The sequence below is a fragment of the Johannesbaptistia floridana genome (genome assembly GCF_057440575.1).
The window spans coordinates 1-13003 of the sequence record NZ_JALKVM010000224.1; the positions used below are offsets into that span (position 1 = coordinate 1).

At 36.8% G+C, this 13003-nt stretch carries 7 protein-coding genes and 1 pseudogene; 1 reads left to right on the forward strand and 7 read right to left on the reverse strand.

What is annotated here, in order from left to right:
* A pseudogene (locus MW688_RS14545) lies at positions 1-188 on the forward strand (hypothetical protein); the annotation flags it as partial.
* A 59-nt stretch (positions 189-247) separates the two neighbouring features.
* Here the strand turns inward: MW688_RS14545 and MW688_RS14550 are convergent.
* The 7 genes from MW688_RS14550 to MW688_RS14580 all read right to left on the reverse strand — a co-directional run bounded on the left by MW688_RS14550 (position 248) and on the right by MW688_RS14580 (position 12658).
* A complete protein-coding gene (locus MW688_RS14550) occupies positions 248-910 on the reverse strand; it encodes an LmeA family phospholipid-binding protein (RefSeq protein ID WP_486736735.1) in 663 nt (220 codons plus the stop codon).
* A gap of 207 nt (positions 911-1117) precedes the next feature.
* Positions 1118-7294, reverse strand: coding sequence for an AAA family ATPase (locus tag MW688_RS14555; RefSeq protein WP_486736736.1), 6177 nt, complete (start codon positions 7292-7294; stop codon positions 1118-1120).
* A gap of 12 nt (positions 7295-7306) precedes the next feature.
* Entirely contained in the window at positions 7307-9094 is a 1788-nt protein-coding gene (locus MW688_RS14560) for a carotenoid oxygenase family protein (RefSeq protein ID WP_486736737.1), read from the reverse strand.
* Between the two features lie 28 nt (positions 9095-9122).
* Entirely contained in the window at positions 9123-10436 is a 1314-nt protein-coding gene (locus MW688_RS14565) for an AAA-like domain-containing protein (RefSeq protein WP_486736738.1), read from the reverse strand.
* A gap of 384 nt (positions 10437-10820) precedes the next feature.
* Positions 10821-11807 carry a WD40 repeat domain-containing protein gene (locus MW688_RS14570; RefSeq protein ID WP_486736739.1) on the reverse strand — a complete coding sequence of 329 codons (987 nt, stop codon included), beginning with the start codon at positions 11805-11807 and terminating at the stop codon, positions 10821-10823.
* A gap of 12 nt (positions 11808-11819) precedes the next feature.
* A complete protein-coding gene (locus MW688_RS14575; RefSeq protein ID WP_486736740.1) occupies positions 11820-12383 on the reverse strand; it encodes a ferric reductase-like transmembrane domain-containing protein in 564 nt (187 codons plus the stop codon).
* Positions 12380-12658 carry a Mo-dependent nitrogenase C-terminal domain-containing protein gene (locus MW688_RS14580; RefSeq protein ID WP_486736741.1) on the reverse strand — a complete coding sequence of 93 codons (279 nt, stop codon included), beginning with the start codon at positions 12656-12658 and terminating at the stop codon, positions 12380-12382. The genes MW688_RS14575 and MW688_RS14580 overlap by 4 nt, the downstream gene beginning before the upstream one ends.
* Positions 12659-13003: the final 345 nt, after the last annotated feature.

Sequence of the window (13003 nt, forward strand, 5' to 3'; positions counted from 1 at the left end):
CTGGCTTGCGCCCATCTCCTGGCTTGCGCCCATCTCCTGGCTTGCGCCCATCTCCTGGCTTGCGCCCATCTCCCGGCTTGCGCCCATCTCCTGGCTTGCGCCCATCCCAAGGCTACAAACTTTTGGAAAAAATGCAAGAGTATGAGTCAACCCAACCTACAGATTCACACCAAAAAAGTCCCCCTTAGTAAGGGGGATTTAGGGGGATCATATCTCCTTCCATACATACATCAATCACAGACTATAATTACCGAAATTGAGTAATTTTAGTATCGGCTTGTATAACTAAATTGCCATTGTTTACTTTTACATTGTGAATTTTGAGGTCAAAACCTTTGAGTTGAAAATTTTGTAAATTTAAACAGGCTTCTGTATGTCGTAAAAGTTGTTGATGCCAAATTTCCCCAATCGCAGTATTTGCTTTAATATCTTCTAGTAAAATACTATTTCGTACTTGACACACCCTCGGTTTGATACTGGTGTTTATATTTTCTCTAGTAGGTGAAAGTAGATTTAATACCAATTCTCCCTCAGGTAAAATTCTACAATTCATGTTGCTAAAGGTTTTTGGTTTAACTAGATTCAGCCAGTCTTGTAAATTTTCTTCAGTTAACTCAAAGACAGCTTGACCATCGCTAGGAGAAGTTAAGTTGATTTTACCCACTAAAGCTTGAAATGGATTAACACTAATTTCCTTGAAGGTCATGTTCATCTTTTGCAGACGTTGGTTATTAGATGTTATTAAGCCTTCACTGTAGATTGACAGTGAGTCTACAACCCCTTTGGCTAAGTTTTCTGGGTTGGATTTGACTTTGACTTCTAGCTTATCTGCTTTTAACTGAGTGGCGATCGCCATCTCCGCAATTTTACTGAGGGTCTGTTCTCCTAAATCTTTGAAGTTAGCTAACATTTTAATTATTGGGGGCTTTTTGTAAACTTATACTAAGATTCTAACTTTTATTTTGCCATGTTTGCATATTTCAGCCCAGTATTTTCAACTATTAAAATCATTCTTCAGTAAATCTAACACTTGATGTATAAGTTCACGGTTTACGTGAATCAGTGCTTTTTGAGATTTTGTTGGAGATGAAGCGATCGCATACTGGTTGATTTCCAATTACGTCAACATGTCAACAATCCAATCAGCATTAAAAACCAATTCATAAATAAGATTACTAACTTTGAGAGAGTTTTGCTCTTTCACGACTAAACCCGATAAGAGTAATTCCTTACACACTGGACTATCTGTCATGGGGATTTGTTTTCCAGAAAGAATTTCCTGATAGAGTTTGAGTAACTCAGCAGAAATCTGACTATTCACAAGGCGATCGCGAATAGTTTTCAGATGTTCCGGTTCGTCGTGATATTCCCAATTCTCGATAATCTGAGTGTGTACTATATTTTCAATCCATAAAGCTTCACCAGAAACAGGAACAGTAGATGCAGAGTTGGAGATAAGTTGACAGAGTTTTTGAGTTAAAAAAGGTTGACCTCCTGTCCATCTGAGTATTTCTTTCAAGGTGTTTTGGGGGTTATTTACTTTTTGAGCAAGCCCCTGCAACAAAGGTTGAGCCTCATGTTCTCTAAAACTCTCCAAATAAATAGCTTTACCAATATTAAAAGGAGTAGTCTGATAATCGGTCATCAAATCTGAAGGAGTGGCTACACCAAGAAAGACAAAAGTTAACCTTTTATAGATAGGGTTAAGATTGCGCTGATTATAACAAGAGCGAATTAGGGCAAAAAAATCATTAACAGTAAAATCTAAACTCAAAACACTATCAATCTCATCAATAAAAATAACTAGTTGTCTCGGCTCTATACCCTCTTCCACTCCCACTTCAGCTAACAATACTTCCTCAAAAAACTGACTTAAGCGTTGAATCAGGGGAATATCTTGACGGTCTGCCCACCAAGTTCTCAAATTAATCTTCTTGAGTAGTCCGAAACTTCGCCATAGTTCTACAGCCAATCCCTTATACCATTTTTCTGGTGTTACTTTTTCACTGCCTATGCGAGTTAAGTCTATAGCGGCGGAGATAAAGCCTTCAAATTGAAGATGGTGCATCATTCTCACCATGAGACTAGATTTGCCCATTTGACGAGGGTTAAGTACATAACAAAACTCTCCTCGGTTGATGGCTTTGTAGAGACGGCGATCGGCAGCTCGCACTACATAGGTGAGAGCATCCATGGGTAGACTTCCCCCTACTTGATAATCGAACCCAGAACAATCCTCAGGACTCTTAAGTAAGCTATTTTCAAACAGTAGTTCAGCTTGGGTGGCTTTAAGAATTTCCAAAGTTTGCGACAATTCCTGAGTGCGTTCTAAAACCTTCTGTTCCAGGGTGCGGTTAGATTGAGCTAATTCATCTTTTGCTTTTTGTAGCGCTACATTCTTGATTTCTAACTCCCTGGTAAATTGGATTCGTTCTTTTTCTATACGCTTACGTTCAGTAATATCTTGAAATGCAGCTATAGCGTAGACAATTTCACCTTTTTTATCAAAAACCGGAGTAGCTGAAACTTCTAGGGGAAGAGTTTTAAAACCCTGGTGAATTTCCATATCATCAACCGTGCTAGGTTCGCCTTTTAAAGCTCGTAAAATCGGTTGTTCCTCTGGAGGATATAACTCTTTAGTTCCTGCGATATAAGCTTGATAAACCTTGGTTAAATCAAGTTTGGTAGCATTTCTGATAATACCTTTACCTAGTATATTTTGAGCCATTTGATTGGCGTAGAAGGGGTTCCCCTCCGCATCAACCACAAACACACCTACTGGCATAGCTTCCAAAAATTGAGTCACTTGTCTTTCCTTTTCTCTAATCTCCGTGTAAAGTTTCGCATTAGTAAGAGCGATCGCCGCTTGACTAGATAGAAGTTGAACAAGTTCTAATCTTTCTTGAGTAAAAGCTCCTACGGTGAGATTATTTTCCAGATAGACAATTGCCCTAATTTGTCCTTGGTGTAGTAGTGGTGTACAGAGCAAGGATTTAACTTGATGAGATTGAATATAAGAATCATTAGTAATACCCTCTTGAGCTGCGTTATCTTTAAGAACAGTTTTATGAGTATGGGCAACATAATTAATAATTGAGGTAGGGAGACAGTTTTCTGGGGCTATTTTCCTAGAAACTGTTATCTTCTCGTCATCTAATGAACCACAAACCTCAATTAGAAGCTTTCCTTCTGTTACCAAAATCAGATAGCCAGTTTGAGCTCCTGCATTTTCTATAAGAATCTTCATCAAAGTTGTGGACAATTGCTCTAAAACTATCTCACTGGAAATAGCCTGGGATGCTTTCATGATGGTAGCTAAATCTAATATTTCCCTAGAATGCTCATCTGTATCGAGAGTATTTGTCGTTCTCGGATCTATAGGTATCTGGCTAGATTTTTTGATTAACAAGTGAGAATATTTGTTCTCTAATTCTCTAACTTTTGCTGTTGCTCCCCAAAGAGAATATAAATAGTGAGCCTCTGTTAGGTAAGTTTTAGCAATTTTTATTTTGCCCCATTCTAGATAAAATTTTGCCGCTAATTCGTTGGCTAAAGCTTCTTCATTGATATATTCATTTTTGCTCGCCTCCTCTATCGCTTTGTCGTAGGATGCCATCGCCTCCAGATAAGAACCCTGAATACGGTGTTTTTCTGCTTCTATCAGGTAAAATTTGTGTAAAAAATTACTAGGAGCTAAATTAGCCCATTTTTCTATTTTTTGGTGCCCCTGGGAAATTCTCTCCCAAATCAACTGTTGTTCCGTATTCGTAACAGAGGGATAAACAGCTAGATGAGCTAAACAAGAGTAGAAGTAAAATAAGGGAACTAGTAGAGTTGCTGTGGCTCCGTCTAGAAATTCTTGAGCTATAGTAGCTTTATTGATAGCTTGTTCGTAATCTTCTAATAAATAGTATAAATATAACTTGGTAACATACAAAGCACAAAGGGCGTAGCGGTCATTTTCCCGAAGATGAATCGGCAGTGTTATTTCTTCATCATAGAAATCTCCTATCAAGCTACAGGGTTGTTGTGAGCGACCAGTTAAGTTTAATAAGACTTGACCGTAAATTCTTATATAATTGAGAGTATTTTGGTTTTGAAGTTTGCTTAAAGCTAATTCATAAGCTGTTATTTCTGCTCCTAGTTCCGTGAGTTCTTTACCTGCAAAGATAGAATGAAAAGCGTAGAGATAGGCACAAGTAGTTCCATAATATAAATCTCCCATAGCTAATCCCTTTTCATAGGCAGACTGAATTGGTTCTAAAGAGTTTTTGAGAGGTTCTTTCCAAAAACTAATAGTGGCATAAAATACAGCAACCACCCTAGGGACAAGTTCTTCAGCTTGGAATTTATGGGTAATATTTAAAGCTAACTGTCCAAATTGATAGCCTTTGTGGAATTCCTCTGCAAGTCCACAGAGAATTAGTCCATAGTTAACATAAGCAAAGGCAGACAAAGGGGTGTTTCCCTGTTGAAGAGATAAGTTAACCTGTTTAGTAATTAAGATTGGCAGTAGTTGAGGTGCAGTGATAAAGACCGAAGAAAATATTGAACTAGCTATTCTCATGGCTGCTAATTGTTTAGGATCCCTCATCTTAGGCAAATTAATTAAATCCCCAATGTTTTTATCTGCTAAATATATTTGAGTTTTCAGCATTTCTGCCTCGATATCACAGAGTTGGGGTGATTCTGGTAAGATCAAATCTAAGTTGTTAAGGAGAGGAAGAGCCATGGCTATTGCTTCTAAGCGTCTATTTTGAGCATGGTAAGCTTCCAATTTAATTTCGTAAATTTTTACTTTTTCTAAGAGAGTTTTAACTTTTCCTAAGACTGTGGAGATTAAATCTTCCATTTGCTCAAAATTTCCACTTAAGTAAGCAGCTTCTGCTCCATTTGAGTAGATGGCTAATGCTAGTTCAAAATTATTATCCCAACAGTTTTCTCCCAGGAGTTTTTGACCCATTTTCAAGTATTTAATAGCTGCTGCATAGGCATTTGCTGTCTTGGCTTTTTGACCAGCTAATAAATTTAGTTTAGCGATTTCATAGCGTTCTTCTTCCTTAGTAACAAGTTGATGTCCCAAGTTAAAATGATCCACAATTTTAAATATTTTTTCTGGCAAATCTTTTAAATCCGTGTTTTCTAGCAGTAGCCGACCTATTTGTAAGTGAATCACTAATTTTTGTTCCCTACTGGTTAATTTATAAGATGCTTGTTGGATGCGATCGTGTCCAAATTTATACTTTTGAAATAACAGTTCTTCATCTAATTCAGATAAAGGAATAATTAAACCTGATTTAATGGCTGGATTTAAACTTTGAAATAGTTCATCTTTAGAGGTTTTTGACACATTAGAAATTATGTTTAAGTCAAATTCTGCCCCCAGACAAGCAGCAATACTTAAAGCTTTTTGAGTAGATTTTGGTAATTTTTGAATGCGACCAATCATAAATGTAACTAAATGTTCAGTCTTGGGAAATTTCTGAATTTCTTTCAAATCCCATTGCCAACATTCACCTAATTTATTTGGTTCCAAACAACTGTTTAAGTTACTATTAAAAACTAATAAATTTTCTGTTTTTATAGTTTTGAGAAACTCATTAAGAAAAAAAGGATTTCCATTAGTTTTTTCCCAAATTACTTTGGCTAAAGGTTGAACTGATTTTATTTTACTTTTTAAAGTATCTGCGACTAAATTAGTTACATGAGTGATGGTCAAAGGCTTAAGAACAATTTCATTAATTTTTATTCCCTGTTGATGTAACTTTTTCAAAGTTCCTGTCAAAGGGTGATTGACATGAAGCTCATTATTTCTATAAGAGGCAATCAAAAATAAATAGTTTATATTTGCTTCAATAATAATTTCTAGTAACTTGAGACTAGCTAAATCTGCCCATTGTAAATCATCAAGAAATAGAACTAAAGGATACTCTGATGAACAAAAGACCTGAATAAAATTTTTAAAGATAATATTAAAGCGATTTTGTGCTTCTTTCACCCCCAATTCTGGTAAATTAGGTTGTTCACCAATAATCAATTCTACTTCGGGGATTACATCAATAATTACCTTACCATTAACTCCAAGCACTGTTAAAAGCTCGGTCCGCCATTGATTAAGCTGTGTGTGAGTTTCTCCTAAAAGTTGTTGTACTAAATTAGTAAAAGCACTCACAAGAGCAGAATAGGGGATATTATCTCTAACTTGATCAAATTTACCAGAGATAAAATAGCCGCGCCTTCTGATAACATGCTTATTCAGTTCTTGTACTAAGGTTGTTTTACCCATACCCGAATAGCCGGTAACCAACATCAGCTCAGTTTGTCCTGGGTTTAAATCTCTCGCGACTACTCTCTCAAAAACTGTTAGGAGTTGAGCTATTTCCTCATCTCTACCATAAAGTTTTTGAGAAATCTGAAAATTTTGAGTTATGTCTTTTGTGGCGATCGCCAAATCTTGAATTTCTCCTGTAGTTTCTAACTGTCTTAAACATTCTTGTAGGTCAGCTTGAATACCCCGAGTACTTTGATATCGCTCTTCGGCACCTTTTGTCATCAATTTCATAACTATATTAGAGATAACTGGAGGAATATCTGGATTAATTTCATGGGGTGGTTCAGGGTTTTTGGCAAGATGACAATGCAATAACTCTAAAGTATCGTTAGTTTCAAAGGGTAATCTCCCCGTGAGTAATTCGTAAAAAGTAACCCCTAGAGAATAAAAATCCGTGCGATAATCTAAACTACGATTCATTCTTCCTGTTTGTTCAGGAGAAATATAAGCTAAAGTTCCCTTAAGTATTTGGGGAGATGATATGCTGAGATTTTCTTGTTTGAGTAAAGTAGCGATTCCAAAGTCAATTATTTTTAAAATTCCCGTTTTACTATTGAAGACGATATTAGCGGGATTAATGTCTTTGTGAATAATATTAGCTGCGTGAATTTTACCCAAATGGTCTACTATCTTAATAGCAATAGGGATAAATTCCTCTATAGTTAGAGATTTTCCGTCACTCCATTGTTTGAGAGAGATAGCCCCAAAATCTTCTAAGATAATAACCAAAGTTCTCTGATAGCTTTCTAAACCGTAAGCTTTGATAGCCTCAGGAAAATTGAGATTAAGAATTGTCTTATACTCTTGTCTATAGTGAGTAAGTTTTTGAGTGTTGGGATAGTTTTGTTTAAGAACTTTGAGAATAACTGGATTATTATCACAACAACTTACAGCTCGATATACCTCTGAGTTTAAGCTTTCATAAATTTGAGATGAAATTCGATATCCACTTAGGTTAATCATCTTTAACTTAATTTATCCTTGGTTAAAAAATTGTTCATATAAATCTAGTAAAAATTCCTGTGGAACCTTTGTGATGCTTCCCAAAGCTGATTTTAGTCTATCTACAGTGTAAGTAGATGTTCGTGGGGAAATATTTTCAAAGTATTCTGAATGAAGAGTGTAGCCTAACTGTATATTATGAGGTAACCGAAGTTTAGCGATGGGACCTTGTTTGAGATTATCAGAGGCGAATAACCAAGCTTCATCTGGCTGGTTTTTTGGTGTTATAACCGTAACAAAAATATATCCTGCATCTTGAGGAATAAATTGAATACTGTCGAAAACCGATTCATCATCTAGAACCCAAAAATCCAGAAGTTCTTGTCCCAAATGAGATACATGAATTTGATGATTTTCTTGTTGTTCTATCTTAATTTTAGCGGTTAATTGATCCCAATCTAGATCCAAAGGTATTTTAGCTAATACTGAGGGTAAATCTTGTTTTGGCAGTTGTTCGTCTTGGAGAATACGGTTTGGGTGATTGCGGAAGGTAAGATATTGACGCCTGGAGATAAAATCCCTATGATAGCCCACATAAACTTGATAAATAGCCGAATATCCTTTTTTATCATTAAATTCTCGTGAATCTGCCGTATAGAGTGTAGTTGAAAACCAACCAGGATGAATAAAGGTTTCTTCCTGAATCATCAGGTCCTCTTTAATTTTGACTTTACGCAATACACCTGGGTCAAAAGCGAACATCCAAGGAATACCAAAATATTTTTCGTCTAAATAGTATGATTCTCCACTAAAATGTTTGACATCACCAAATTTAATTGCATCAGCAACGCTAATGGTTGCTTGCTGTATAGCGACTAAAGTAATTTCCTCGTCAATATGATAATAGTTGCACAAAAAGTGATAACTATCGCCAGAAAAAGTGATGAGTCGGGATGGAAGGGTAGCTTTTTCTGTTTTGCTTTCTACAAGGGCTTCACGACTAGCAATATAAATTTGTGTCTTTGGATAAGCCTCCTCAGGGGGAGTATTTAGCCCTAAAAGCATCGCTACTCCTATTTGAAAAGGCATATCCGGTATTAAGATAAATTTTTCTGTGACTATAGTAGTATGGGGAGTTCCATCGAGTTTAACTCCCTCTAGTTTCCGATGGATTAATTCACTTTTTCCATCCCAACGAATAATATACACATCGCTTACCATGTCCCGGGTGAGTTTTCCTGGACGTGGTTTAGATTTTAATTCACAAGTAATAAGTTCTTTTTCTCCGGGATTTTCTAATTTAGGAACATAAACAGGGTGAGCGGTATTTGCCACCAACGGAAAAAATGAAATGGGAATAGAAACAACGTGTTCTTCAAAATAGCCTATGGGGGTAATAGTCTCTAGGGTGACGGGATTTACTTCCCAATATCGCCCGGCATCTGCTGTTAGTATTAATCGTCCATTCATGTTAACTACTGCGGTATTAGCAATTTCCGACACACCAAAAGGAGATAAAACAGCAGGAAAGAACCCTTTGACAAAATTGATGGGATAAATCTCACGCCAAAAACTATCCCAAGTGTCTACCTTATGAGTGGAGACTCTGATTTTGGAATTTTCAACTTTTAAATCCCAGCGGATAATCACCCCCTCTCCTACAAATAAATGGCGGTCTAAATCCCGATGAAAAGGTCCAACTAGAAAAACATGACCCGACAAATGTTCAGGCCAATCTCCAAAGTAAACTTCTGTGTCAAATTTATTAACTTGAGTATTCTCGATACCTAAACTTCTGAATTTATTGATATCAACTGACATAAAAAGCACTCCTAAAATATTTGTGGAACTATGACTTGGGATAATCAAAATCGATTGGTTTCAGGGATAGATTAAAAGCTTGGAAACAAGACTTAATCGTACTTTGATCAACTGGAACTTCATTGGTAAAAACCTTTCTTAGGGTATCTATCGAAAGACCAGTAAGCTCATTCAACTCTTCAAAGGTATATTTTTTGCCGTTATTGTTTTGCCATTCGTGCTCTGATTTAGCTTTTTGTAGTTTTTCTAATCCTACTTGTGTGAGAAGCCTTCCTCTTTTTGGACCGCCTCCTTCAGGTTTAAAAGCTTGACGATATAAATCACAACTAGCTACTACTCCAGATCCTGAACGTTTAACTAGTCCTAAACTAATTAATTTATGACTAACTATGTGATCTAATTCCACTGGTTCAGTAGCATTCATAACCTTATCAAGGGCTTTTTTTAATTCCTTCTGGGTGTCTAAAATTAGCCGATGACGCTGGAGATGATTTTCATAAAGATTTAAAGCCTTGGGAGAACCATCTAGCAATTCCTCCAAGGTTATCTCCTCCCGACTAAGATGGTAGAGGGCAATTTGAAGTAAAGCTGGATGTCCTCCAAGCATTGCGGTTAGTTGCTGGGTTTTTTGTGAAGAATTCAACTTCAATCCGTAGCGATTGGCTAAACTCTCTGTCTCCTCTTCGGTAAAGCAGTTGAGCTCAATGGGTAAACCTACATTAAAAGGAGACTGGTCAAGCTGTAGGGGAACATAAATTTCTGTTGAATGAACCACAATTAAGCGCAGCATTTGCCAGATAGGAAGTCGTTTAGCTTCTTCATACCAAGAGCGCAACAAGGGCAAAAAATCCTGAGCTACTTTTGGGTATTCAAAAATCTTATTAACTTCGTCTATGGTTAAAATCAAGGGACTATCAATTGATTCTAATAGATAATCTTGAAAGTACAAGGTACAGTTAATTTTACTTCCCATATCTTCATCCCAATACCCACGTATCCTTGATTCGAGTTTGAGCTGTCGAGCTACATTAGCTGATAAAGTACGTAGAAATTGGTCTAAATTGCTTAATTTCTCGTTGTCAAACTGTTCCAAATTCAGGCTAACACTCTGGTAACCTAAGTCTTGGGCTTTCTTTAAAACTCGAAGCAACAGTGAGGTTTTACCCATTTCTCTTGGTGCTTTGATTCTTACCAATGCTCCCGGTTTTTTAATTTCTCTGTAAATCTTTTCTTCAGCGGGAGAGCGCGTTAGATAAAAAGGAGAGTCTAGAGGTAGTGAACCACTAGGATAAAAATGTGATAAGTCATTATGGACAGAGATTTCTTCATAGGATTCTGACATAATAATAGGAATTTTTAAAATTCAGTTATTTTTGTACTCTGATAGGTCGGGAGTTATTTTGAATTATTATATGTTGATGATCCCCCCTGACCCCCCTTAAAAAGCTATGCTTTATAAGGAACTCGCCAAACCCTTGTATAGCAGGGAGCACCGGAGCAGGGAGCACCGGAGCAGGGAGAGGGGTTTTAAGTAAAATTACTTAATTTGCCAAATAATGTATTTTTTTATACATTATTTTCTTAAACAAAATCTGAAAAAGCACTCACCCACAAGTTGGTGTTTTTGTCAAGTTTTATGTTAAGAAAGATGTTTATAAAGCATAGCTTAAAAAGGGAGGCTTTTAATATAATAAAATATAATCTCCCAAGTTGAAACTTAATGTTACTATTTGTTTAAAGACCAAAGTTTTATACTTCCATCGGCACTAACACTACTTATCATTGCTCCATTATCAGTAAAGGTTACAGATCTCACAGCTTTGTCATGTCCTCTCAAAGTTTCTAGAAGCTCACCGTCAGATACTCTCCATAATTTGATAGTTTTATCATAGCTGCTACTGGCTAATGTTTTACCATCAGGACTGAAGGCAACGGACCAAACCTCTCCAGAATGAAGGGTCAAATCTTCTAAAAGTTCAAGAGTTTGGATATCCCAAAGTTTTACGGTTTTATCTTTGCTGCCAGTTGCTAACATGCTTCCATCGAAACTAAGGGCTAGGGAGTTTATGGCTGCTGAATGAGCTTCTACGGTTTTGAGTAAAGTTCCATCAGATTGTCGCCACATCTGTATCTTACCGCTCTCGTTACCGCTCAAGATTACCTGACCATCAGGACTAATAGCAATGGATCTGACTAGATCTCCTACCGCAAATCTAGCCATCTCTGTACCATCTTGCAAGTTCCAAAGACGTATAGTCCTGTCTGCACTACTGCTGGCTAACCATTTACCATCAGGACTGATTGCTATCGCTCTTACATCATCTCTATGTCCTCTAAAGGTGTGAACTAGTTGTCCTGTTTCTAGATTCCACAGTTTAACTTGATTATCCCAACTGGCGCTGGCTAACCATTTACTGTCGGGGCTGATGGCAAGACTGATTACTGCATCACCATGTCCTTTGATGGTGTGAAGTAAACTGCCATCGGTTTGGCTCCAAATCTTGATTTGCTTATTGTAGCTCCCTGTTGCTAGGTATTTGCCGTCGGGGCTCGCTGCCAGAGCGTAGATCCAGGTGTCGTGACCTTTTAGCTCAAGAAATTCTTCGGTTTTTTTGGGAAAGTTATCTGTTTGAGATTGGGGTAATAGCTTAGCATGACCACTGATTAAGGTTACTGACGTGGCGATCGCTAAGACTCCTAATATTTTTTTCATCTTTTTCATCATTTATGTTCTCTTGTCTACAAGTTTTTTTGAAGATAGGGAATTTTGTGCTTTTTTCTGTTGATTCTGCCCTTCGATTCGACGTCGCAGCAAAAATAAAATATTGATAGTAATAATTGCTCCTAATCCTATGGGAGTTAAATGACTCCAATGTTCTGCCATTTTGTCCCACACGTGCCAAGTTAACAGAAACATGGCTAGATATGTCAAGGTATGTAACCGCTTCCAATTTTTTTTCAGTCTTTTTATACTCCAGTCATTGGAAGTAATCGCTAACAGGGTGAAAATGATAAATGTGGCTACTCCTTGTATATAAATCCAATAGGTTTGAGGATCAAAAAAGTCAAAATCTCTTTTCTTGACTAGGAGAAATCCGTGCATTAAAGCTAAGAAAAACGCTACTATCCCAATAATTCGGCGATATTTGAAAAGTTTTTTCACAGTAGTAGTCTGTCTGGTCTTAGGAAACACAACCTTCAGATTCGTGGGCATTACTGTAAGAATATAGGCGGCTAAAGCTAAAAATCCTAAAACATTAGCCAATGGTGGTATAGTAAGTGTATTCATGACCAATTCCTCGCATAAAATTTAATTTTTGTCTCCGCCAAGTAAGTTAAAGCTTTAAAACGCAAAGCAACTAAATGACTGTAAAAGGGGTTAAGCTTACAAATTGGTGGAATATCTATAGTATGTTTAAACACGGTAATGTTTCGCGAAAACGGACAACTTCCCGGAATAAGTAAGGAGATTGTCTTGGCTATCTCAACTTTTAACCAGATGGGTATAACCACAGGCTTAAAAAATATAAATTTTCTCTGATTTAAGCTATGAATCTTTTCCATAGTTTCTATAATCCTGTTGTTGATTTGATTTATATTTTGCTTGAAATATTACTTCAACACCAGAAAGGTTTAGGATGTTACCACGAAGTTAACTATTTTCTTTTTTCCGTACTTAAAACTGATTTATAAACTACACATAAGTAGCTAGTTGTGGAGTCATGATGCGAATCAAAGACTTATAAATCTCAAAAGGTGCTATAAATAAAGAAAAAGTCATTAATTATGCGCCTATGTTCTTGGCTATTAGTACAAAAGTATTGATGCTAGAGCTTGTAGGTTGGGTTGAGGTGACGAAACCGCTCTGAGATTACCTGCTCAAAATTGCCAGCCTTTACCAGTTAATGG

Bases quoted from the DNA above. Each gene is read 5' to 3' on its own strand.
- MW688_RS14550 (WP_486736735.1), bottom strand. From the start codon at position 910: ATGTTAGCTAACTTCAAAGATTTAGGAGAACAGACCCTCAGTAAAATT.
- MW688_RS14555 (WP_486736736.1), bottom strand. From the start codon at position 7,294: ATGATTAACCTAAGTGGATATCGAATTTCATCTCAAATTTATGAAAGC.
- MW688_RS14560 (WP_486736737.1), bottom strand. From the start codon at position 9,094: ATGTCAGTTGATATCAATAAATTCAGAAGTTTAGGTATCGAGAATACT.
- MW688_RS14565 (WP_486736738.1), bottom strand. From the start codon at position 10,436: ATGTCAGAATCCTATGAAGAAATCTCTGTCCATAATGACTTATCACAT.
- MW688_RS14570 (WP_486736739.1), bottom strand. From the start codon at position 11,807: ATGAAAAAAATATTAGGAGTCTTAGCGATCGCCACGTCAGTAACCTTA.
- MW688_RS14575 (WP_486736740.1), bottom strand. From the start codon at position 12,383: ATGAATACACTTACTATACCACCATTGGCTAATGTTTTAGGATTTTTA.
- MW688_RS14580 (WP_486736741.1), bottom strand. From the start codon at position 12,658: ATGGAAAAGATTCATAGCTTAAATCAGAGAAAATTTATATTTTTTAAG.